Source organism: Paraburkholderia sp., assembly GCF_024281035.1.
In the GTDB taxonomy this organism is placed as follows: Bacteria; Pseudomonadota; Gammaproteobacteria; order Burkholderiales; family Burkholderiaceae; genus Paraburkholderia.
Genome location: NZ_JAMXLH010000043.1, coordinates 43,616 through 65,976 on the forward strand (window position 1 = coordinate 43,616; position 22,361 = coordinate 65,976).

The window sequence follows — 22,361 nt, forward strand, 5'->3', positions numbered from 1 at the left end:
AATGGAGGTGTTCCGACACCGGCCGTCTCTAAGTGGCAAAAATGAAAGTATTGCTCCGGATCATGCTGTTAGTACTGCTCCTCGTAGCGGCCCGCCCGGGTTTCGCTTCGATTTACGAGCAGGAATTGCCAGACCAGTTGTTCAGTCAGCCCGAGATGTGCAAATGGACCGACTGCGCCGGCGTATTGCCGGGTGCGAACGAGTTCTCGGCACGCAAGGGTAACCCGCCGTATGTGGAGGGTTGGGCGAACGATGGCCATACGCGTGTGCTCAAGGGCTACGTGTTCCTGTCGACCGACATCGTCGACATCATGGGCTACTCGGGCAAGCCGATCGTGACGCTGATCGGCATGGACACCAAAGGCGTGATCGCGGGCGTACGTGTGCTCAAGCACAGCGAGCCGATTCTGCTCGTCGGGATTCCCGAGGGCAAGCTGCTCGATTTTCTGCATCAATATGTCGGCAAGTTCGCCGGCGGCCGTTTCGAGATCGGGCGCGGCGAAGGCGGCGCTCCGGGCCTTGACGCCATCTCGGGCGCAACCGTGACGGCCATTGCCGAAAACCAGCTGATCTCGCGCGCCGCAGTCGCGATCGCAAGCCAGGTCGGCATCGTGAAGGAAACGGTCCTTCCGCAAGCGAAGCTGGTGCAGTCGGATACGAACTATAGCTGGAACGATCTCGTCGACATGGGCGCGGTCCAGCATCTGGAAGTGCACGCGAAAGACGTCGGCGAGGCCGACATCGGCCGCCCGTACCTCGATCTGTACTTCGGCTATCTGAATTCGCCGTCGATCGGCAAGAGCGTGCTCGGCGCGTATGACTACGCGCAGGTCATGAGCCGGCTCAAGCCCGGCGAGCATGCCATTTTCGTCGTCGCTAACGGCACCGAATCGTTCAAGGGTTCGGGCTTCGTGCGCGGCGGCATCTTCGACCGCATCCAGGTCCGCCAGGGCATCAACGCATTCACGTTCAAGGACTCCGACTTCCTGAACCTCTACTCGCTCGAAGCGAAGGGTGCGCCGTCGTTCAATGAAACCGGCATCTTCATCCTGCGCAGCCCGAGCTTCAGCGCGGCCTATCCGTGGAAATTCGTGTTCCTCGGCCACAAGGTCGACAAGGAAACGGGCGCGAAGTCGTTCTCGGCGTTCAACACGCCGTACTGGCTCCCGGCCCGCTTCCTCGAAGGCGGCCGTCCGCACGTCGAAGAGGAAAAACCGGCCTGGTACAACGCATGGCACGGCAAGACGGTCGAGATCGGCTTCTTTGCGGCCTGGGCGCTGGCCGTCATCGGCTTCTTCATCACGCGCGACCGCTGGGTGCGCAAGGCGAAGCGCGTCGACAAGCGCTGGGTTTCGTGGCCGAAGTACGCGAGCTGGCTGATCGCCATCGTCTTTGCGGGCTGGCATGAAATGGCGCAGCCGTCGATCACGCAGGTGCTCACGTTCGTCCATTCGCTGTTCGGCGGCTGGAATATCGGGCTCTTCCTGTCCGATCCGTTCATCTTCATGTTCTGGATCGTGATCGCCGTTACCGTGCTGGTGTGGGGGCGCGGTCTTTTCTGCGGCTGGATGTGTCCGTTCGGCTCGCTGTCCGAGTTGCTCTTCAAGATTGCGGCCGCAACGGGTCTGAAAAAGCTGCAACGCAAGCTGCCGATGAAATGGCACAATCGCCTGCGCAAGCTGAAGTACGTCGTGTTCGCCGTGCTGCTCGTCGTGTCGGTCTTCTCGATGCCGTGGGCAGAAAAGCTCGCCGAAGTCGAGCCGTTCAAGACGACGTTCCTCGTCGGCGTGCTCAACCGCTCGTGGCCGTTCGTGCTGTTCTGGACGGTCGTGATCGGTGCGTCGATCTTCGTCGAGCGGCCGTTCTGCAAGTATCTGTGCCCGCTCGGTTCGAGCCTCGCGCTGCCGGGTTTCCTCCGGTTCCTGCAGCTGCGCCGCAAGCCCGAGTGCACGTCGTGCCACGCATGCGCGGTTGGCTGCGGTTCGCAGGCGATCGACGAGAAAGGCAAGATCGACCAGATGGAGTGCATGCTCTGTCTCGACTGTATGGTGTTGTATTACGACGAGCATGTTTGCCCGCCGCTGTCGAAAGAAAGAAAACGCCGTGAGCGCGAAGGCCTTCCGCTCACGCCGGTGGCAGGCAACGGGCATTACATTCCGATCAAGAAGATCTGATCGACTTGCATGATCGATGATCGAGGCGGCGCACGAAGGTACGTCGCCTCGCTTGCTGTCTGGACCATGGATTCACGTTTTTCGTAAGCTCCGGGCAAGGCATGATGCGGCCCGATTGGCAAGTGCGATTGCGTGCATTTATTTGTAATTCACTTTTCGCGCGCAGCCTTCGCGAACAGCTTGCTATCGGTCAACCGTTCTACCTCAAGGTTTTTTTAAAATACGCATTGCATTGGTGTCTTTTATAGGGACAGCACGAGCGCTTCTGTGGCAGTACGGTCGTCGTCGTGTTTTGCAATACCTCTAACTCCCACAGAATGAAACGGGGCGAGCGAATGAATCGGATGTGCAAGATCTGGATGATGTTTCAAGTGATGGCAGGCCTTTCGGGCGGTGCAGTTCTCGCACACGCGGCAGACGTGGCCAAACCCGACGCGAACCGTGGGCAGCAAGTCGTATCGACGGTTTGCGTAGCGTGCCACGGCGCGGACGGCAACAGCGCGAGCGAGTTGTATCCGAAGCTCGCAGGTCAGCACGCCGAGTACATCGCGAAGCAACTCAAGGATTTCAAGCCGCAAGCCAGCGGGCAAGCCGCCCGCGTCAATCCGATCATGGCGGGCATGGCGGGCGGACTGACCGATCAGCAGATCGCCGACATTGCCGCGTACCTCTCGTCCCAGACGATGAAGCCGGGCGCCGCGCATAACGCGGATACGGTCGCGCTTGGACAGAAGATCTACCGCGGCGGCATTGCGGAGAAGGGCGTGCCGGCGTGTGCAGGCTGCCACGGACCGGCAGGTCAGGGCATTCCCGCGCAGTATCCGCGCCTGTCGGGTCAGTGGGCCGCGTATACCGCGAATCAGCTGAGCGCGTTCACCCAGGGTGCGGGCGCGCGCAACAACAGCGAGCCGATGCATGCGATCGCATCGCGTCTCTCGGACAACGAGATCAAGGCGGTGGCCGACTACATCTCGGGACTGCACTAAGGATCTCCGGCTAGCTCAGACAAACCATCGATACGGCGCGACGGCCGCGACGAAGGGGCGACACGCCCCGGCGTCGTGCCGGTTCGCGTGACGCACGATGCCGGCATTGCGGCATTACGTGCGCGGCCAGCACGAAAACTGGTAGCGCTTCGAAGGTTTGTCGCGCGGTGTCGCGTTGAGCACGCGAACGCGCATTCGGCAAAAGCGGCTGAAGGAAACATTCAATTTTGAAGTGGGGGTTGTAATGAAAAACAAGGAAGATGATCACGTCGATGGCAGCCGCCGTACATGGCTGGTTGCGGCGACCGTGGTGGGCGGCGTTGGCGGGGTGGCAACCGTTGTGCCCTTCGTCAGCTCGTTCGCGCCTTCGGAGAGAGCCAAGGCGGCAGGCGCTCCGGTGGAAGTCGATATCAGCAACTTGAAGCCCGGTGAAATGATGACCGTGGCATGGCGCGGCAAGCCGGTGTGGATTTTCAACCGCACCGACGAGCAGCTCGCCGATGTCAAGAAGGCCAACAACGACGTGGCCGATCCGAACACCGCGAAGCCTTTCTCGATGCCGGATCCGGACTACTGCAAGAACGAATTCCGGTCGCGTCCCGAGCGCAAGAACATTCTCGTCGCCGTTGGCGTGTGCACGCATCTGGGCTGTACGCCGACGCCGCGCTTTCAGGAGGGTGCACAGCCCAACCTGCCGGACGACTGGCCCGGCGGCTTCCTGTGCCCGTGCCACGGCTCGACTTACGACCTGGCAGGCCGCGTGTTCAAGAACAAACCCGCGCCGCAGAATCTGGATATTCCGCGCCATATGTTCGCGTCCGAGCACCGGCTCGTGATCGGCAAGGACGAAAAGGGAGAAGCGTAAATGGCGACCGAAAAGACTGTGGAGACGACAGGCCTTGTCGGCTGGATCGACAGGCGGTTTCCGCTCACCTCGATGTGGCGCGACCATCTCTCCGAATACTACGCGCCGAAGAACTTCAACGTCTGGTACTTCTTCGGCTCGCTCGCGATGCTGGTGCTGGTGAACCAGATCGTCACGGGCATCTTCCTCACGATGAACTACAAGCCCGATGCAACGCTCGCGTTCGCCTCGGTCGAGTACATCATGCGCGAAGTGCCGTGGGGCTGGCTGATCCGCTACATGCACTCGACGGGTGCATCGATGTTCTTCGTGGTGGTGTATCTGCACATGTTCCGCGGGCTGCTGTACGGCTCGTATCGCAAGCCGCGCGAACTCGTGTGGATCTTCGGCTGCGCGATTTTCCTGTGCCTGATGGCAGAAGCGTTCTTCGGCTACCTGCTTCCCTGGGGGCAGATGTCGTACTGGGGCGCGCAGGTGATCGTGAACCTGTTCTCGGCGATTCCGTTTGTCGGCCCGGACCTCTCGCTGTGGATTCGCGGCGACTACGTGGTCTCCGACGTCACGCTGAACCGCTTCTTCGCTTTCCACGTGATCGCGATTCCGCTCGTGCTGGTGGGTCTCGTGGTTGCGCACATCATCGCGCTGCACGAAGTGGGCTCGAACAACCCGGACGGTATCGAGATCAAGGCGAAGAAGAACGAGAAGGGCATTCCGCTCGACGGCATTCCGTTCCATCCGTACTACTCGGTGCATGACTTCCTCGGCGTTTGCATTTTCCTGATGGTCTTTGCAGCGATCGTGTTCTTCCTGCCGGAGATGGGCGGTTACTTCCTCGAAGCGAACAACTTCATCCCCGCGAACCCGCTGCAGACGCCGCCTGAAATCGCGCCGGTCTGGTACTTCACCGCGTTCTACGCGATGCTGCGCGCCACGACCGATCCGTTCAAGCTCGTGCTGATGATCGTGATCGCGCTGCTCGGCGTGCTCGCACTCGTGCGCGCACGCGGCAAGTGGAAGCTGGCCCTGCCGGGTCTCGCCATCCTCGTGGTCCTCGCGATGTACTTCACGCAGTCGAAGTTCTGGGGCGTCGTGGTGATGGGTTCGGCCGTGGTGTCGCTGTTCTTCCTGCCGTGGCTCGATCAAAGCCCGGTGAAGTCGATTCGCTATCGTCCGTTCTTCCACAAGGTCTTCTACGCGATTTTCGTGGTGGTGTTCCTGACGCTCGGGTACCTCGGCACGCGTCCGCCGGCGCCTGTCGCGACGCTGATCGCCCAGGTTTGCGCGCTGATCTACTTCGCCTTTTTCCTTGGCATGCCGTACTGGACGCGGCGTGGCACGTTCAAGCAGCCGCCTGAGCGTGTGAACTTCAAGGCCCATTAATCGAGCGAGGAGTACGTAAAGATGAAAAAACTGCTTACGAGACTGGCGCGCGCGGGCGCGGCGTCGGTCGCCCTCGCATTCGCGCTTGGTAGCGCACCGGTCCACGCGGAAGAAGGCTTTCCGCTCGACCGTGCGCCCGAGGCCGCCAATCTGGCTTCGTTGCAGCATGGCGCGCAATTGTTCGTCAACTACTGCCTGAACTGCCACAGTGCGAGCCTGATGCGTTATAGCCGCCTGCAGGCTATCGGCATTCCGAACAAGACGATCGAAGACAATCTGCTGTTCACGACCGACAAGGTCGGCAACACGATGACTGTCGCGATTCGCCCCGACGATGCGAAGGCATGGTTCGGCGCACAACCGCCCGATTTGTCGGTGGAAGTGCGTGCGCGCGGCCGCGACTGGCTGTACACGTATCTGCGCAGCTTCTATCGCGACGAGACGCGTCCGACCGGCTGGAACAACATGGTCTACCCGAACGTGGGCATGCCGCACGTGCTGTGGCAGCTGCAGGGCCAGCGCACGGCGAAGTTCGAGGACGTGGTCGACGCGAAGACGGGTGAGAAGAGCCACAACTTCGTGGGCTTCGAGCAAGTGACGGCCGGCACGCTGTCGCCGGCTCAGTACGATGCGTCGGTGGGCGATATCGTGGCCTACCTGTCGTGGATGTCCGAGCCGGAGCAGCAAACGCGCAAGCGTGTCGGCGTCTGGGTACTGTTGTTCCTCGCCGGCTTGACGCTCGTCGCCTGGCGCCTGAACGCAGCCTACTGGAAAGACGTGAAGTAACTCTGCAGTAAGCGGTGTGGAGCCGGTACGCGTACCGGCTCCGCCTTCTACCGGGTGCCGTGGCCTTCGCCACTCATCGCCACCCACCGCCACCCATCGCTACGCATCACCATCAATAGCACCCGTCATCGTGCGACGACGCGCCTTGCGTCGCGAATCGGCCGGACAGCGCCGCCACGGCTGACGATCGAATCGATACAGCGCTGAATCCGCACAGAATCCCCGCAGATTCGAAGCGTCGGCCAACCGCTTTTCGCAGTCCTTTGCACACCGGAATCGGCCGGTCGTTTCAATTCTGTTTCCGCCTCGCATCCGGCTTTTATGCTGGTTCGCCGACGTGCCGCATCATCTTTCCCAGTGCATTTGTGTTGCGGTGTTTTTCGAACGTTCGTTTCGCGTAGTGGATCCAGGCAATCCTCAATGATCGAATTATGCGGATTCACACTGCGCAGGCGGTGCGGCCGTGTTGCGCCATGGGTAAGTTGCCGTGCTGACCTCAAGTTTCAAGCCTTACGACCGTTAAACAAATGGGGCGTCATTCGGGCGACCATGTTGTGTGCGTGTACAACCGGCCGTTGAGCGTGATGACATGACGGGGTTGCGCCCGAACGTGCGCAACAACCGTGCTACCCCCCGGTAATAATTCGCATTTCGAGGCGATGCAATGCGAATTCGAGAACAAACGTTTGCAGTCGGTCGCCTCGGAGCAGGAGCCCTGCATCGGTGCGGGTAGCGTTCCCTGCGTTTCCGATGCCTTTTCGCGAGGACTCACAAAGACCTCGATTGATTGAGATTTGGGTTGCGGGCCGATACAGCCAGATGCAGCCAGATGCAGCCGATGGATGGGTGCGACGACGATAAGTCGGGCCACAGAGCCAGTCGCACCGAGGGTGTGGTCCTCAAGGAGAACCGTACCGGGCATCCGGACGTAAGTTTATTTATTAAAAAGTCTCATGGGGGGTAAGTAAATGGGCTTTAGCTTGAACAGCGTGCGCATTGGTGCACGGCTAGGCGCCGGTTTCGGAATACTGCTGGTGTTGTTGTGCGCAGTCGGCGGTTTTGCGGCGTTCGAGGCGTCGCGCATCAACGCGAGCACGGTCGATATTGCCGACAACTGGCTGGTGGGCGTGCGGAGTCTCGCTCAGGCACGTATGGCCGGGAATGCCGTGCGGCATTCGACCCTGGGTTCCGTACTCGAAAGTCAGGCCGACAAAAAAGCGGCGCAGCGCACGGCACACGACGAGGCGCTGAAGCAGTTCGACGCCGCAATGAACGCGTATGAAAAGACCGTTAGCGGAGGGGAAGAGGGACAACTGACGCAGCAGATCAAGTCGGCCTGGAACGACTATCTGGCACTCGACAAGCAGGTGCTCGACCAGTCGGAGGCGAATAACGATGCGGCCGCGCGAAGTCTGGCCGTCGGTGCATCGGAAAACGCGTTTCAGGCCGTGACGGACGCTTTCAAAGCGGATATCGCGTTTCAGAAGAAAGGTTCCGACGCTGCACGTGACGACGCCGCTTCCACCTATCGCATTTCGCTCGAAGCGACTGTCGCGTTAATCGCCATTGCCGTGGTGTTCGGCATTTTCATGGCCGTTCTGATCACGCGCTCGATTACGAATCCACTTCAAACTGCTGTCACGATTGCGCAAACGGTTGCCAATGGGGACCTGACCTCGCGCATCGAAATCAGCGGACGCGACGAGACATCGCTGTTGCTTCGTGCCCTGCGCACGATGAATACCAATCTCGCCAATCTGATCGCCTCGGTGCGCAACAGCAGTGAAAGCATCGCGACCGGAGCGGCGGAAATCGCCACGGGAAATACCGATCTTTCCTCGCGCACGGAGGAACAGGCTGCGTCGCTCGAAGAAACGGCGTCGAGCATGGAGGAATTGACGGCGACCGTTCGTCAGAACACCGAAAGTGCGAAGCAGGGCAATATGCTGGCCGCGAACGCGTCCGAAGTCGCGGTGCGCGGCGGCGACATCGTGGGGCGCGTGGTCGAGACGATGCACGAAATTTCTGATAGCTCGGCAAGGGTGGCTGAAATCATCGGCACGATCGAAGGCATTGCTTTCCAGACCAATATCCTCGCACTCAATGCGGCCGTTGAAGCTGCGCGAGCGGGCGAGCAGGGCCGCGGTTTTGCGGTGGTGGCGGGCGAAGTCCGTACGCTTGCGCAACGCTCCGCCGTTGCGGCGAAAGAGATCAAGGAACTGATTCACGCGTCGGTCGAGCGGGTCGATGCGGGAACGGCTCAGGTGGACGAGGCGGGACGCACCATCACGGATGTCGTGTCGGCCGTGCGCCGCGTCACGGATCTGATGGGCGAGATTTCAGCCGCTTCTCACGAGCAGCATACGGGCATCGAGCAGGTCAGCCAGGCCGTCGTGCAGATGGATCAGGTGACGCAGCAGAACGCCGCGCTGGTGGAGCAGGCTTCGGCAGCGGCGCAGTCGCTGGCCGAGCAGGCCGGGGGGTTGCGCGACGCGGTTTCCGCTTTCAAGGTCGCGGATTCGCAGATTGCAGGCCGTAACGTTGCTGGCACAACATCTCATCGCACAGGCGGCTCATCGCCTAAAGCGACGATCAGCGCGGCACCGCGTGCTGCTTCGAAACCGGCCGCGAAGCATGCTGCCGGGAAGGGCGTGGCGGAGCAGTCCGTAGAAGAGCGTCCGGTCGCGCAGATCTCCCGGCCCGCCAGTACGCCCGACAACAAACCCGATACCAAACCGGATACCAGCCAGACGGACGATTGGGAGACGTTCTGACGACGGTCCCATTGAGTCTGAGCAGGCAGTAAAAGCTCGATTTGCCGCCCATCCGTTGGGCGGCCATTCACTCGAAAGCACGAACCATGAAGACGCTACTCGCCCGGATCGGGCTACCTGCAAAATTCGGCATTCTCGCGGCGCTGGCGCTCAGCATGGTCGCAATTCCAACCGCGCTCTTCATTTACAGCGCGGACATCGGCGGCACCAATGCGGCTATCGACCTCAAGCATCGCGAGGCGGGCGGCATACCTGTCGAGCGTGCCCTGCTGCACGCCGTGCAACTGACTCAGAAGCATCGAGGCCTGTCGAGTATCGCGCTTGCCGGCACGGATGCAGGCGTGGCGGAACAATTGCGTGCGAATACCAGCGAGGCCGATGCCGCCTACAGCGAAGTGACCAGCCGTCTGCAAGGGCTCAATGCAAGCGGTCCCGCGCTTGCGCAATGGAACAGCGTGATGCAGGCCTGGCAATCCTTGCGCGACAAGGTCGGCAACCATCAGATCGATCCTGAGGGGAGCGTGGTCGGTCATGGGAATTTGATTGCGCAGCTTTTGAAAGTCAACGGTTTGCTTCTCGATGAATCGGGTCTCGCCATCGATCACGATATCGACAGCTACCGGATGATCCTGAGCGCACTCGTGGACGTACCGGCGCTGACCGAGGAACTGGGGAAGACGCGCGCGAAGGGGGCGAAGATTCTGGCGCAGGGCACGGCCTCGCCTGCCGATATCGTCGAGATGACGAATCTCGTGAATCGCTCCAATGAGCGTTCGGATGCGGTCAAGTACGATCTGGATACGATGGCGCGGGAGAATCCGAAGCTCGGTGCATCGCTGAGTGCGCCGCTTGCGCAGGCACAACAGCTTTCGGAGACGGCGCTGGAGGCGGCGCAGCAGCGCATTATCCATGCGTCGACATTGGACCTGCCCGCGAAGGAGTATTACGGCGCGTTCACCCGTGCAATCGACGAAGACTTCAAGGTCGATGGCGCCCAGATCGGCACACTGGAAGACCTGCTGAACACGCAGGCGTCGAACATGCGCTTCTCGCAGGAAGCACAGGAAGCCGCGCTGGGCGTCCTCGTGATTCTGATTGCCGTCGCAACGTTTCTCGCGATTGCGATTGTCCGGTCGGTGGCCGATCCGATTGCGAGCGCAGTGACATTCGCAAAAAATGTGGCGCAGGGCGACCTGACCGGACACATTGCGGTGGTCGGCACCAACGAGAGCGCGCAACTACTGCTTTCGCTGAACGATATGTCCGGCAACCTGCGCCGCCTCGTCGGGCATGTGCGGTCGAGCGCCGATTCGATTGCAGCGGCTGCCCGGCAGATTGCCGCGGGAAACAGCGATCTGTCGCAGCGCACGACGCAACAGGCCGCATCGCTCGAAGAAACGGCGGCGAGCATGGAACAACTGGCCACGACCGTCAATCAGAACGCGCAGCGCGCGAGCGACGCGAGCCAGTCGGCGCAGGGCGCTTCGGACGTGTCGCGCGAAGGCGGCATGGCGGTCGATTCGATGATCGACATGATGGAGAAGATCATCGCCAGCACCCAGAAGATCAGCGAGATCATCGGTGTGATCGACGGCATCGCTTTCCAGACCAATATCCTCGCGCTCAACGCCGCGGTTGAGGCTGCGAGAGCCGGCGAGCAGGGCCGCGGATTCGCCGTGGTCGCGAGTGAAGTGCGTGCGCTCGCTCAACGCAGCGCCGTGGCGGCCAAGGAAATCAAGACGCTGATCGAAAACACGGTCCAGACAATCCGCACCAGCTCCGACACGGTGAATACCGCAGGCGAAGCCGTCAAGCGCGCGGTGGGCACCATCGGGAATGTGTCGACCATTGTCGGCGAGATCGCCGTGGCATCTGTCGAGCAGGGTAAGGGCATCGATCAGGTGAATATCGCCGTGTCGCAGATGGACAAGGTCACGCATCAGAATGCCGCGCTGGTCGAAGAGGCGATGGCTGCGTCCACCTTGCTCGCCGATCGGGCCGGAGAACTCCAGACGGCGGTATCGGTATTCGTCGTCAGCGGCGGCAAATCCGCGTTCGCAGCAGCCTGATCGTCATCGGCTTGCCTCGACCCGCGAGGGTCGACCTGCGGCGGGTCAGGTTCGTCTTTCGGGAAGAAAACGAACGCCCGCCGTGTTTAGACCGAGAAGAAACGCGCCGCCACCCGGATTGGCCTGGATCGTGACGGTTCGCCCCCTTTTGTGAAATTTATCTGTTTAATCAGATCTTTTTGCGCTCCAGATAATGCTGCGCTATTTTGTCCCGGTTCTCGGTAAACGCTGAAAATACTTCTCCTGAATTTACTCGTTCTCGCAAACGTTGACGTAAAAGCTAAATTGATTTTCGTCAGTTTGATTAAAAGAGGATGCTGTAGACTCAAGATCGAGAATGCTTGTGTTCGCTTTTGATGGCCATGGCGCGCGAATGCGCCAGACAAGCCCGGGCGCAAGGCTGGCGGGGCTGCTTCTGCACCGAAGCGGAGAATCCAGAACATCGATAAAGAATAAACCCATGCGTATTAATCAGCCGGTCACAAATCACGAGTATGTGTTGCCGCAGGACGATATCATCATTACTCGTACGGACCTGAAGGGCAGAATCGAATACGCGAATGATGCATTTCTTCGCGCCTGTGGGTTCTCTCGCGAAGAGGTGATAGGCAAAGCACAGAATATCGTCCGGCATCCCGATATGCCGCCGTGCGCGTTTGAAGATCTGTGGGCGACGATCAAGCGCGGCCGTCCGTGGACCGGCGTCGTCAAGAACTGGCGCAAGGACGGCGGATTCTATTGGGTACGCGCCAATATCACGCCCTCGGTGCGCAATGGCCAGGTCACCGGATACATCTCCGTGCGCACGCGTCCGACCGAAGCGGAGATTGCGTTATCCGAGCACCTGTACGAAGACCTCAAGCGTGAGCACGGGGGCAAGTGGCGGCTGAAAGGCGGGCGCGCCATCCGCAAGGGCATTCGCGGCATTCCGCAGCGCGTGCTCAATCTTCCGGCCAGTGGACGCCTCACCGCACTGATGGCGATTCAGGTGTTGATGATTCTGCTGGTGCCGATCAGCACGGCGTCCGGGCTTCTCGTGCATACGGCGGGCGTACAGCTTGGATGGTCGATTGCCATCGCGGCCGCATTGTTGTGCGGGGTGATGGCCGTCTACTTGTCCCGCAATATTTTCGCGCCGCTCGCCGAGATGAACGCAAGCGCGCTCAAGGTCCTCGCAGGCGATCTGCATCATCGTTTTCTGGAGCGCGGCGACACGAACACGCAGCGTCTCGGGCGCGTGCTGAACCAGATGAACGGCAAGTACATCGGTGTGTTGATGGACACGCGCGGATCGATCGACAGAGTGCGCGACGCCTCTTCGGGACTCGCCAACGGGAATGCCAATCTGTCCGCGCGTACGGAGCAGCAGGCAAGCGCAATCGAACAGACCACCGCAACGCTGAGTCAGATCACCGATACGGCGAAGCACAACGCCGAATCGGCGAAACAGGCCAGCTCCGAAGGGGAGCGCACGGCTGAGGCAGCCTCGGCCGCCGCGGAGGCCGTCCGCCGCTCGGCACGGCTCACGGACGAACTGGCAGGTCACTCGCGGCGGATTTCGGAAATCACATCCACCATTGACGGCATCGCGTTTCAGACGAACCTGCTGGCCTTGAATGCAGCAGTCGAAGCTGCGCGGGCCGGGCAGAACGGACGTGGATTTGCCGTGGTCGCGAACGAAGTGCGTACGCTCGCGAAGCAGTCGGAGGCCGCGGCGCGTGAAATCAAATCGCTGATCGACAACTCGCTCGAACTGATGACGGCAAGTGCCCAGGCCGCGGCGAGCGCCGGGGGCGACATGGGCAAGGTCGAGCAATCCATTGCGGGCCTCACGCGCACCATTTCAGACATTGCGCGCGCAAGCAGTGGACAAAGCGTCGAGATCGGCGAGTCGCAGATTGCCGTGGAGCAGCTTGCGCAGATCACCCAGATGAACGCGGCGCTCGTCGAAGAGTCGACTGCTGCGTCGGCCGCGCTCAACCAGCAGGCCCAGGCGCTTGAAGACGCCGTGAATGTGCTGATGGCGTGACGAGGTAAGTTGCGTCGTCTTTTTTCGACCGCCGTGCCAATAGCCGTTACCTAAGTAGATAAAACGCATCAAGAAACCCATTGGCGTGGGGCTGCCGATACGCCTCGTCTAACGGCCACCGGGAGGTGAACCGGGAGCGTCCGGTGCATGCGCGATATCGGGTAGGCTTGAGACTCGGGCTGAATGCCAGGTCGTCTGATTCGGCTTGTCTACTTGGTGTGGCACGTTATGAAACAAGCTAAGTACCCTGATAACAGCGGCGACTCCGTTGCCAAACGGGTCCACGGTATCGCCGTTCTCGCCGCCAGCGTTGCATTCGCCGCCGCATGGTTCGCCGGCATCGCACCTGCCAATGCGCAGGTCATGATGTTCGCGCCGCCTGCACCGGTTCACGAAATCGTGCCGCCGCAGCGCCTGGGCAACGTGTGGGTGCCCGGCTTCTGGACCTGGCAGCACGGCCGCTACGTGTGGATGCCGGGACACTGGGTTGTCGTCGCGCATGGCGCGCCCGTGCCGCCACCGCCTCCGCCAGTCGCAGAGGTGATGCGCGTTTCTGCCGATGCCCTGTTCGCCTTCGATCGCGCCTCGCTCGCAGACGTATTGCCTGGCGGCCGCGCCGAGATCCGCAACATCGCCGCGAAGCTGAACCGGATGCACTTCGATCACATCGAGGTGCGGGGCTATACGGATCGAATCGGCTCCGCTGCGCATAACCTGCAACTGTCGCAACGCCGCGCCGACTCGGTGAAGTCGCTGCTCGTCCAGCAGGGCATTCCCGCCGGGCGCATCGATGCACGGGGTTTCGGGATGCAGGACCCGATTACGAACCATTGCGTGGACAACCGGCCGCGCGAAAGCCTCATTGCGTGCTTGCAGCCGGACCGTCGTGTGGAGATCGTGGCGTACGCGCGTCGAGATCGTCGCCACGCGCCGCCGCCGCCGCGGGCCGCGCGAATGCCGCGGTGATCCGCGCAGGCGGCATCCGGCACGTATCCGGATGCCCCGTACTTTGCCTTTAGCGATCAGAACGTGTGCTTGATGCCGATGTTGGCGGCCACGGTGGTGCCGGTCACGCCGATCAGATTGCCGTTCTCCATGGTCGGGCCGATATGCTCACCACCGCTGTTGTTGACCACGGCCACCTGACCATACAGCGTCGTGCGCTTCGAAAGGAGGTAATTCAGGCCGCCGGCCACCTGGAACGCGTGACTTCCGGAGATATCGGGGTCGCGTATATACGAGACGGCGGCATTGGTACCGAACGCCGGCGTGATAGACCAGTCAGCACCGAGGCTATAGATATCGTTGGCGCCATTCAGCGCATTTCCGAGCAGTTCCGGCGCTCTGAACGTCGTATACGATGCCGCGACCCTGACGGTCGAAAAGGTGTATGAAAGCCCAAGTGTTTTCGCGACCACAGGCATGCTGAAGATAAACGCCGCATTCGTCTCCGGCGTACCGCTGGCCTCTACCTGGTCCATGGCGCCCGCCACGAACTTGAAGCCGCCGATCTCGTACATCAACATGCCGGAATAGCCGAACCCCTCGCGGAAATTTCCGGCGTGACCACCCAGATTGGTCATCAGGCGCACCGTGAGCCCACGGATGTTCGGGCTGCGATATTCCAGCGCATTCTGGGAAAACGTCCCCGTGACGATGTTCGCGCTATACAGCGTGATCAGACTGCCCAATTGCGAGAACTCGCGCGGGTCCAGTTCGTACATTGCATCTTCGAACGGCGAGAACTGGACGCCGAATCTCAGTTCGCCATAGGGACTGCTGAGACCAAGCCACGACTGACGCCCGAAAAAGCTGCCAGCCAGGTTGTTATCGAAGCCGCCGGTGCCGAGGTCGATACCGCTTTGCAAATCGAATTTCGCGGCATAACCCCCGCCGAGATCCTCGGTCCCCTTGATGCCGAAATTCGTCGGCGACAACCCGGCATTTTCGAATGAAACCGTCGAGCCGGCGTTCTGGCCCGCAGCATTGGGCGTCTTGCTCGTGTAAAGAATCCCTGTGTCCAGCGTGCCATACAACGTGACGCTGCTTTGCGCATGCGCCGACGCGGCAGACAGAAGGTATGCCATGCCGCCAATCAAAAATGCACCACCTCTTACGGCTTTGTTCACGATGTCTCCTTGTTTATTTTCATTGCTAATAAGATGCACTGCTAATCATCTGCAACCGAACCTTTCCGCTGGGGAAAGGTTCGGGTCAGTGGTAAATCGCCCGGGTTATCGATGCTGCGCGACGCAACCGGCGCCGGGCGCGCCGTCCTCCACCAATAAACCGGCTTCCTCCAATACCTCTTCCGTGTGTTGACCCAGCGTCGGCGCAAGACTGCGGATGCAAACCGGCGTTTCGCTGAAGCGTGCCGTCGGCCTGATCTGGCGAATCCTGCCTTCGGTCGGGTGCTCGACATCCTCGAACAACCCGACGGCCTTCAGATGCGGATGCTCGGCCAGGTCTTCGAGTGCATAAATCGGCGCACAGGGCACGTCGATCTCATCGCAGATGGCAGTCCATTCCGCAGTGGTTTTCGTGCGCGTAATTTTGCGCAACTCGGTATAGATCGACTGGATATTGGCATTACGTGTATGGCGATTCGCAACACCCAGGGTTTCGAACAGATCTGCGCGCCCGGCCAGCTCAAAGAAGGCATGCCAGTGCCGCTCGGTATAGGGCAGCACGGCAATCCAGCCATCCGCTGTGGGCGAGGGCTGACGGCCTCCATGCAGAAGCCGGGCGTAGCCCGCGGGCAGTTCCGGGTGACCAGGAAACGTCATGCCGCCCATATGCTCGGTCAGCATGAATGCGGTCATGGTTTCGAGCATGGGCACTTCAACGTATTGCGCAATGCCCTGCCGCTCCCGGCACACCAGCGCGGCCAACACGGCATTGACTGCGGCGAGGCCTGCGGTCTTGTCGGCAATCAGGCTGGGCGTGTAATCCGGCTTGTCCTGCCCCAGCGCGTTGACGCCAACCAGTCCGCACGATGCCTGAATCACATCGTCGAAAGCCGGCCTGTCGTAGTGAGGTCCGTCCTGCCCGAATCCGGGCGTCGCACAGTAAATGATTTTCGGGTTGATCGCGCGCACGGCCTCGTACCCGAAACCCAGCCGCTCGATCGCTGCGACCCGCATGTTGTGGATCAGCACGTCGGCCGTTTCGATCAGGCCGGACAGTGCACGACGCCCAGCTTCGCCTTTCAGATCGAGCTTGACCGACCGCTTGTTGCGATTCAGCGCCAGATAGATCGAACTCATACCCGGATGCAGGGACACGCCGTTCGAGCGCATCATGTCGCCCTCCGGCGATTCGATCTTGATCACATCCGCGCCCAGATCGGCGAGTTCTCGCGTGCACATCGGCCCGAGCACGACCGCGGTCAGGTCGATCACGCGAATCCCGGCCAGCGGGCCGCGTCCTTCGACAGCGGGTTGTGCGGCCTTCACGGTCTTGACGGCCTTCATCACCGTTTCGTCTGCATGGCTCATCGTCACCCCGCCACGTGAGTGCGGCCGCCCGCATAATGCGCCGTGAGATCCGGCCACAGTCGGTCGCCGCGCTGCGCAATCGCGTTGCGGCCAAGCTCTTCGGCCCACACGGCTTCGGTACCGTATTCGGCACGCCACGACCACAGACGCTGCGTCGCATAGTGCAACGTGTGTTCCCACGTGAAGCCGATTGCGCCGTGAACCTGGTGAGCAATGCTCGCAGCCAGCCCCACTGCCTTGCCGGCGCGGATCTTGGCGACGGCGGTCTCGAAGCGCCCAGGGCTGCCAATCACCGACGAGAATGCGGCCAGTGCAGCGCTCTGCGCACTGGTTGCCTCGCCGGCCAGTTGCGCCAGCGATTGCTGAATCGCCTGAAACTTGCCGATGGGCCGGCCGAACTGAGTGCGCTCGTTGGCGTAACTCACCGCGCTGAACAGCACGGATTCCACCGCCCCCGCCATCATGGCCGAGCGGGCCAGCGCACCATATGCGCGCACCTCGACAGGCGTTCCGGTCACCACGTGGCTCGTGGTGCGGTAACCCGCAAGGCGTACCGTATCCAGCGGCTCCCCGGCCAGATTGGCGCCCGGTTCGATGGTCAAGCCTTCGGCGCCCGCAGGAATCACTGCGAGCACGCTGCGCCCGCCGACGCGCGCTTCGACGACAAACGCACGTGCATAACGCGCCCACGGCACCGCGCGCACCTCGGCGTCGAGCGTCAGGACGTCATCGTTCAGCGTGGCGTTATCGCCCGCGTCGAAGAAGGTCAGGGGCCCCGGCACGGGCGGCATGCCGTGCGCTGCGCACAGCCAGTTCGCGATCGCGGTTTCTGCGAGCGGCACGGGCGCGGTATAGCGGCCGATGGCGTGAAATACGCAATAGGCGTCGGCCCATTGCGACGTCGCATCGTCGCCGGGTTCGCCGAGAATGGCGGTAAAGCCCGCCGTTTCCAGCGTATTCCAGAGCGCCTCGGGCCATACACCGGCTTCGATGCCGTCGAGTACTTCGCGGTTGACGTGATCGGAAAAAATGCGCCCGATGCTTTCGGCAATCATGTCTGCTGTTTCACTCATCTCAGGCCCAATCCCTTTGCAATGATGCCGCGAAGAATTTCGCGCGTGCCGCCTCGCAGCGAGAATGACGGCGACGCCTGTACCAGGTAAGCCAGCACGCCCGAGAACGACGTACCCGGCCGCTCGAATAGATCCGCGCCAAACAGATCGTGGGCATCCTGCGGCAGGCGCTGCTCGAGCAATGCGCCCTGATCCTTGACGATCGCCGCCAGCAACGCCGGGTTTTCGCCGCGCGACAGCATGCCCGCTACGCCCAGCGACATCTGGCGCAACGTCGCGACATCGGCCAGTGCGCGGCCAACGAAATCGGCATGGCGCGGATTGCCGGCGTCGGCCAGGTTGACCAGCTCGATCAGCAACTGGATGCTCGACAGGAAGCGCTCCGGACCGCTGCGTTCGAGCGCCAGCTCGGAGGTCACCTGGGCCCAGCCGCCGCCGCGTTCGCCGAGCAGCGCCTCGCGCGGCACCCGGACGTTCTCGAAATGCACTTCATTGAAATCGGCGCCGCCCAGCAGATTGCGGATCGGACGAATCTCCAGGCCGTTGCTTTTCGCGGCCTTTACGTCGATGAGGAACTGCGACAGACCGGCATGACGGTCCTCGCGGGTGCCATCGGTACGCATCAGCGCGATCATGTAGTCGGCGTGATGGGCGCCCGATGTCCAGATCTTCGTGCCGTTCAGGCTCCAGCCATCCGATGTCTCGGTGGCGCGCGAGCGGATCGACGCCAGATCGGAACCCGAATCCGGCTCGCTCATGCCGATGCAAAAGCGCACTTCGCCACGCGCCACGCGCGGCAGGATGTCGAGCTTCTGCGCTTCGGTGGCAAGACGCAGCAGGAGCGGTCCGCTCTGGCGGTCGGCCACCCAGTGCAGGCCGACCGGCGCGCCCGCCGCCAGCAGTTCTTCGAGCACCACATAGCGTTCGAGCGCGCTGCGCTCGTGGCCGCCGTACTGCTTCGGCCAGCGCATGCCGATCCATCCCTTCGCGCCGAGCTTCCGGCTGAAGGCCGGATCCGAGCCCGACCAGTTTTTGGCGCGCACGGCCGCCGGCACATCGGGCATCACCTCCGCCAGAAATGCACGGACCTCTTCGCGCAACGTGTCGCACGATGCATCGAGGCGACACGGAGGAATTGTCAGTGTTTGCATCAGGAACAACCTCACTCAGTAAAACAGAGGAAATAAATCATCGAAACCGCGAGATCGCGCCGCTTCATGTGTTGAAACCGGCGTTGAACCCGGCATTGAAACGGGGCGGGCGTTTTTCGAGCAAGGCGTCCAGTGCCTCCCGGTGATCCGCGCTCTGATGCGCGAGCGACTGGAATCCGGCGGACAGTTCAAGCAACGTGTCCAGCCGGGCATGCTGCCCCTCCTTCATCAGACGCTTGGTCATCCTGAGTGCGTGACCGGGGTTGCGAGCGATGCGTCGTGCCAGATCGCGCGCGGCGTCCAGCAACTGCTCGGCTGGCACGACGCGCGACACGAGTCCCCATGCGAGCGCCGTCTGCGCGTCGATGGCGTCGCCGGTAAATGCCATTTCACAGGCGCGCGACATACCCACCGCGCGCGGCAGAAGCCATGCGCCTCCATCGCCGGGGATAATGCCGATCTTGACGAAACTCTCCGCAAAAACCGCGGTGTCGGCGGCGATCCGGATATCGCAGATACAGGCCAGATCGTTGCCCGCACCGATCGCGGGGCCGTTTACGGCGGCGATCAAGGGCACCTCCAGATTGCTCAGCACACTGACCATGCGCTGGATGCCGTCGCGGTAGTGGTAACGCGTGTTGACGCTCTCGCCATGCCCGCCGCTTGCGAGACGCTCGCGCATGGCCTTGACGTTGCCGCCCGATGAAAATGCGGTGCCTGCGCCGGTGAGGATCACCGCTCGTACCGATCGGTCGAGGTTGATGCGTTCGGCTGCCGCAATCAGGGCATGAAGCATGTCCGGGTCGGAAATCGCATTGCGCATTTCCGGACGATTGATCGTCAACGTGACGACACCATCGTGCTGCTCGTAGAGCAATATTTCTTCCATGAGGTTGTCTCCTGTTTTATTTCGGTGCCTTATTTCGGTGCCGTATTTTGCTGACCGTGGGTCTGTCCCCGTTCAGTCAGCGTGATGGACCGAGCGTAGAACACGATTGTCGGCAGATAAAACTCCTGATACACATATGTAGATCGGTCAATCCGGTCGGTGATCTGGAGGAGGCGGCATGGATGGTGTGATCAAAAGTGCGAAGCGGGTATTCGAGGTGCTGGAATATTTCAGGGACGTGCGGCGGCCGCTGGCCGTGCGTGAAATCTCGGCGCACTGCCGCTATCCTTTATCGAGTACGGCGGTGCTGCTGAAGGACATGGCAACGCTCGGGTATCTGAATTACGACCGCGAAATCAAGGCCTATTTCCCGACGATGCAGATTGCCGTGCTGGGCGACTGGGTACTCGAATCCCTCGTGGCCCACAGCGAAGTGCAGGCATTGGCGGAGAACGTATCCCGCCAGTGCGGCGAGACCGTCATCGTCGGCGTGCAGAACGATGTATTCGTGCACTACGCGCACGTGATCCCGGGCCAATATCAGGTGCGCTTCTTTACGCCGGTCGGATCGCGACGCGCGCTGTGCCTCTCGGGTATCGGATGGGCCATCCTGAGCGTGCAGCCCGATGCCGTGATTCTCAAGCTCGTGCTGCAGACGATCCAGCGCCTTGGCCGTAGCGCGCGGGCCATCAGCGAAGAATATGTGATGGGTGAAGTAGAACGCACGCGCCGCCAGGGCTACGCACTATCGCAAGGCATGGTGACGCGCGACGCAACCGTGATTGCGATGCCGCTGCGCTTGCCGGATCTTTACGGCCGTATCGGTATTGGCGTTGGCGGACCCAGCGAGCGAGTCGATGCGAAGATTCCGCGCATTGTCGAGATCATGCAGCGCTGTATCGACGAGGCAAAAATGGCATTTCCGGCACCCGCGACCCTCTGATTCGGCGGATTCGGCGCAAGCCGCCGATCTGCCATGTCGCAGCGGCAGGCCTTGCGAAGCAAGCGTCGCCTGAAACCTCTACATATGTAGATTCCTATTTGTGCACACTGCACTGAGTCTCCAATACTGCGCGTACGCCTTAACGACGACGGGCGAATAAAACATGGAGACACGAATGAACGCGCAATCCGAAACGGCCCCGACCATGAGCGTGCCCGCGGCAACAGGCAGCCGCACCACGCGCTCGATCATTGCCGGCACAGTTGGCAACGCAGTCGAATCGTTCGACTGGATGATCTACACAACCTTCGCCATTTATTTCGCAAAACAGTTTTTCCCTGCCGAGAATCCGACTGCAGCCTTGCTGTCCGCTTTCGCGGTATTTGCAATCGGCTTCGCGGCGCGCCCGCTCGGCGGCTGGCTTCTTGGTGCATTTGCGGACAGGGTCGGGCGGCGTCGCGGTCTGATGCTGGCCATCATGGCCATGGCCTGCTCGTCGTTCGTGATTGCCGTCCTGCCGACGTACGCGACCATCGGCCTTGCCGCACCGCTGCTGATGGCGCTGATGCGGGTCCTTCAGGGGCTGTCCGTTGGCGGCGAGTACGCGACCGCGACACTGTTCCTTGCGGAATCGGCACCGCGCAACAAACGCGGTTTTTATTCCAGCTTCCAGTTTCTTAGCGTTGCGGCAGGCATCCTTGCTGCATCCGCGTTTGCGCTGATCATGACGCACGTGCTGACAAAAGCGGAACTCGAAGCGTGGGGTTGGCGAATTCCGTTTGCGCTCGGTGGATTCAGCTCGCTGATCGGACTCTGGATGCGACGTCGTGTCGAAGAAACGCCCGCGTTTGAAAAGCTGCGTAGTGCGGGTGCGATCCGCAAACGCTCGCCGTGGTGGTGCTGGACGCATCACCCGAAAGCGACGCTGCGCCTCGTCGGCGTCACCGTGCTCGGCGCCTTCAGCTTCTATCTGTTCGTCAGCTTCATCCCCGTGTATGCGATCCATCAAGCCGGCGCCGAACCCTCCACGGCATTCGCGGCAAGCACGGCCTCGATTGCGCTGTTCATGATCAGCCAGCCGCTGTTTGGGGCCCTGTCCGACCGCATCGGCCGCCGTCCGCAACTGATCGTATTCGCCCTCGGCTACGTGCTGTTCCTCTACCCGGTGATCAAATCCATCGGCCCCGGCTTCACGTCGATATTGCTGGTCCAGATGTTCGGCATGCTGCTGTACGGCTTGTATACGGCGATTGCGCCCGCAGTCATGGTCGAGTTGTTCCCGACCGAAGTGCGTGGTGTCGGCATTGGTTCGACGTATAACCTCGTGGTCGCCCTGTTGGGCGGAACGACGCCTTATCTGATGACCGCTGCGAGTGCGCATCAGCGGACCGGCTGGTTTATCGCTTATGTCTGCGCGGGTGCGCTGGTCAGTCTCATCACTTTTGTGCTGATGCCGGAAACGGCCGGATCGGAACTGAGTTGAAACGCGCTTTCGATAAATATCGCTGCCTCTGAATTAACGTTGGGAACCGTATGAAGATTATTGTGCCGGTAAAAAGAGTCGTGGATTACAACGTGAAAGTCCGTGCGAAGTCGGACGGCACGGGCGTCGATATCGCGAACGTGAAGATGTCGATGAACCCGTTCGATGAAATCGCCGTGGAAGAGGCGGTGCGTCTGAAAGAAGCGGGTATCGCAACCGAAGTGATCGCCGTGTCGTGCGGCGTCGCGCAGGCGCAGGAAAC

The 22,361-nt window shown here is 61.3% G+C and carries 16 protein-coding genes and 1 pseudogene; 12 read left to right on the forward strand and 5 right to left on the reverse strand.

Annotated features, from left to right (window positions below):
• Positions 1–41: 41 nt before the first annotated feature.
• From Q0L30_RS13980 to Q0L30_RS14020, 9 genes are all read left to right on the forward strand, one after another.
• Positions 42–2,174: a 4Fe-4S binding protein gene (locus Q0L30_RS13980; protein WP_296657227.1), complete on the forward strand. Its 2,133-nt coding sequence runs from the start codon at positions 42–44 to the stop codon at positions 2,172–2,174.
• Between the two features lie 335 nt (positions 2,175–2,509).
• Complete coding sequence (locus Q0L30_RS13985; protein WP_296657230.1) at positions 2,510–3,160, forward strand: c-type cytochrome; 651 nt, start codon at positions 2,510–2,512, stop codon at positions 3,158–3,160.
• A 244-nt stretch (positions 3,161–3,404) separates the two neighbouring features.
• Positions 3,405–4,025, forward strand: a complete 621-nt coding sequence (gene petA, locus Q0L30_RS13990; protein WP_296657233.1) for a ubiquinol-cytochrome c reductase iron-sulfur subunit — start codon at positions 3,405–3,407, stop codon at positions 4,023–4,025.
• Complete coding sequence (locus Q0L30_RS13995) at positions 4,026–5,405, forward strand: cytochrome bc complex cytochrome b subunit (RefSeq protein ID WP_296657235.1); 1,380 nt, start codon at positions 4,026–4,028, stop codon at positions 5,403–5,405.
• Between the two features lie 21 nt (positions 5,406–5,426).
• A complete protein-coding gene (locus Q0L30_RS14000; protein WP_296657238.1) occupies positions 5,427–6,191 on the forward strand; it encodes a cytochrome c1 in 765 nt (254 codons plus the stop codon).
• A 968-nt stretch (positions 6,192–7,159) separates the two neighbouring features.
• Positions 7,160–8,965: a methyl-accepting chemotaxis protein gene (locus tag Q0L30_RS14005; RefSeq protein ID WP_296657240.1), complete on the forward strand. Its 1,806-nt coding sequence runs from the start codon at positions 7,160–7,162 to the stop codon at positions 8,963–8,965.
• Positions 8,966–9,051: 86 nt separating this feature from the next.
• Positions 9,052–11,034, forward strand: a complete 1,983-nt coding sequence (locus Q0L30_RS14010; RefSeq protein WP_296657244.1) for a methyl-accepting chemotaxis protein — start codon at positions 9,052–9,054, stop codon at positions 11,032–11,034.
• Between the two features lie 460 nt (positions 11,035–11,494).
• Entirely contained in the window at positions 11,495–13,063 is a 1,569-nt protein-coding gene (locus Q0L30_RS14015; RefSeq protein ID WP_296657246.1) for a PAS domain-containing methyl-accepting chemotaxis protein, read from the forward strand.
• 183 nt (positions 13,064–13,246) lie between these two features.
• Positions 13,247–14,029 (forward strand): OmpA family protein, encoded by a 783-nt coding sequence (locus Q0L30_RS14020; RefSeq protein WP_296657249.1) that lies wholly within the window; start codon positions 13,247–13,249, stop codon positions 14,027–14,029.
• Positions 14,030–14,085: 56 nt separating this feature from the next.
• On the opposite strand, the gene Q0L30_RS14025 is transcribed toward Q0L30_RS14020, so the two are convergent.
• The 5 genes from Q0L30_RS14025 to Q0L30_RS14045 form a co-directional block, all read right to left on the reverse strand.
• On the reverse strand, positions 14,086–15,192 hold the full coding sequence (locus Q0L30_RS14025) for a porin (protein WP_296657251.1): 1,107 nt from the start codon (positions 15,190–15,192) through the stop codon (positions 14,086–14,088).
• 105 nt (positions 15,193–15,297) lie between these two features.
• Positions 15,298–16,536 carry a CaiB/BaiF CoA-transferase family protein gene (locus tag Q0L30_RS14030; RefSeq protein WP_296657264.1) on the reverse strand — a complete coding sequence of 413 codons (1,239 nt, stop codon included), beginning with the start codon at positions 16,534–16,536 and terminating at the stop codon, positions 15,298–15,300.
• Positions 16,537–16,562: 26 nt separating this feature from the next.
• A complete protein-coding gene (locus tag Q0L30_RS14035) occupies positions 16,563–17,633 on the reverse strand; it encodes an acyl-CoA dehydrogenase family protein (protein ID WP_296657254.1) in 1,071 nt (356 codons plus the stop codon).
• The gene (locus tag Q0L30_RS14040) at positions 17,630–18,784 is read right to left on the reverse strand and encodes an acyl-CoA dehydrogenase family protein (RefSeq protein WP_296657256.1); all 1,155 of its coding nucleotides are present in this window, start codon (positions 18,782–18,784) and stop codon (positions 17,630–17,632) included. Before Q0L30_RS14040 ends, Q0L30_RS14035 begins: the two co-directional genes overlap by 4 nt.
• A gap of 64 nt (positions 18,785–18,848) precedes the next feature.
• Entirely contained in the window at positions 18,849–19,673 is an 825-nt protein-coding gene (locus Q0L30_RS14045) for a crotonase/enoyl-CoA hydratase family protein (RefSeq protein ID WP_296657257.1), read from the reverse strand.
• Positions 19,674–19,851: 178 nt separating this feature from the next.
• Here Q0L30_RS14045 and Q0L30_RS14050 point away from each other — a divergent pair, with 178 nt between their 5' ends.
• From Q0L30_RS14050 to Q0L30_RS14060, 3 genes and pseudogenes are all read left to right on the forward strand, one after another.
• A complete protein-coding gene (locus tag Q0L30_RS14050) occupies positions 19,852–20,616 on the forward strand; it encodes a helix-turn-helix domain-containing protein (RefSeq protein ID WP_296657258.1) in 765 nt (254 codons plus the stop codon).
• Positions 20,617–20,791: 175 nt separating this feature from the next.
• Entirely contained in the window at positions 20,792–22,099 is a 1,308-nt protein-coding gene (locus Q0L30_RS14055; RefSeq protein ID WP_296657260.1) for an MFS transporter, read from the forward strand.
• Between the two features lie 50 nt (positions 22,100–22,149).
• Positions 22,150–22,361: pseudogene (locus Q0L30_RS14060) on the forward strand (electron transfer flavoprotein subunit beta/FixA family protein); the annotation flags it as partial.

Excerpts from the sequence above, each read along its gene's own strand:
- Q0L30_RS14050 (WP_296657258.1), top strand. The coding sequence starts at position 19,852 with ATGGATGGTGTGATCAAAAGTGCGAAGCGGGTATTCGAGGTGCTGGAA.
- Q0L30_RS14020 (WP_296657249.1), top strand. The coding sequence starts at position 13,247 with ATGCCAGGTCGTCTGATTCGGCTTGTCTACTTGGTGTGGCACGTTATG.
- Q0L30_RS14000 (WP_296657238.1), top strand. The coding sequence starts at position 5,427 with ATGAAAAAACTGCTTACGAGACTGGCGCGCGCGGGCGCGGCGTCGGTC.
- Q0L30_RS14040 (WP_296657256.1), bottom strand. The coding sequence starts at position 18,784 with ATGCAAACACTGACAATTCCTCCGTGTCGCCTCGATGCATCGTGCGAC.
- Q0L30_RS13995 (WP_296657235.1), top strand. The coding sequence starts at position 4,026 with ATGGCGACCGAAAAGACTGTGGAGACGACAGGCCTTGTCGGCTGGATC.
- Q0L30_RS14010 (WP_296657244.1), top strand. The coding sequence starts at position 9,052 with ATGAAGACGCTACTCGCCCGGATCGGGCTACCTGCAAAATTCGGCATT.
- petA (WP_296657233.1), top strand. The coding sequence starts at position 3,405 with ATGAAAAACAAGGAAGATGATCACGTCGATGGCAGCCGCCGTACATGG.
- Q0L30_RS14005 (WP_296657240.1), top strand. The coding sequence starts at position 7,160 with ATGGGCTTTAGCTTGAACAGCGTGCGCATTGGTGCACGGCTAGGCGCC.
- Q0L30_RS14055 (WP_296657260.1), top strand. The coding sequence starts at position 20,792 with ATGAACGCGCAATCCGAAACGGCCCCGACCATGAGCGTGCCCGCGGCA.
- Q0L30_RS14035 (WP_296657254.1), bottom strand. The coding sequence starts at position 17,633 with ATGAGTGAAACAGCAGACATGATTGCCGAAAGCATCGGGCGCATTTTT.
- Q0L30_RS13980 (WP_296657227.1), top strand. The coding sequence starts at position 42 with ATGAAAGTATTGCTCCGGATCATGCTGTTAGTACTGCTCCTCGTAGCG.
- Q0L30_RS13985 (WP_296657230.1), top strand. The coding sequence starts at position 2,510 with ATGAATCGGATGTGCAAGATCTGGATGATGTTTCAAGTGATGGCAGGC.
- Q0L30_RS14015 (WP_296657246.1), top strand. The coding sequence starts at position 11,495 with ATGCGTATTAATCAGCCGGTCACAAATCACGAGTATGTGTTGCCGCAG.
- Q0L30_RS14045 (WP_296657257.1), bottom strand. The coding sequence starts at position 19,673 with ATGGAAGAAATATTGCTCTACGAGCAGCACGATGGTGTCGTCACGTTG.
- Q0L30_RS14030 (WP_296657264.1), bottom strand. The coding sequence starts at position 16,536 with ATGAAGGCCGTCAAGACCGTGAAGGCCGCACAACCCGCTGTCGAAGGA.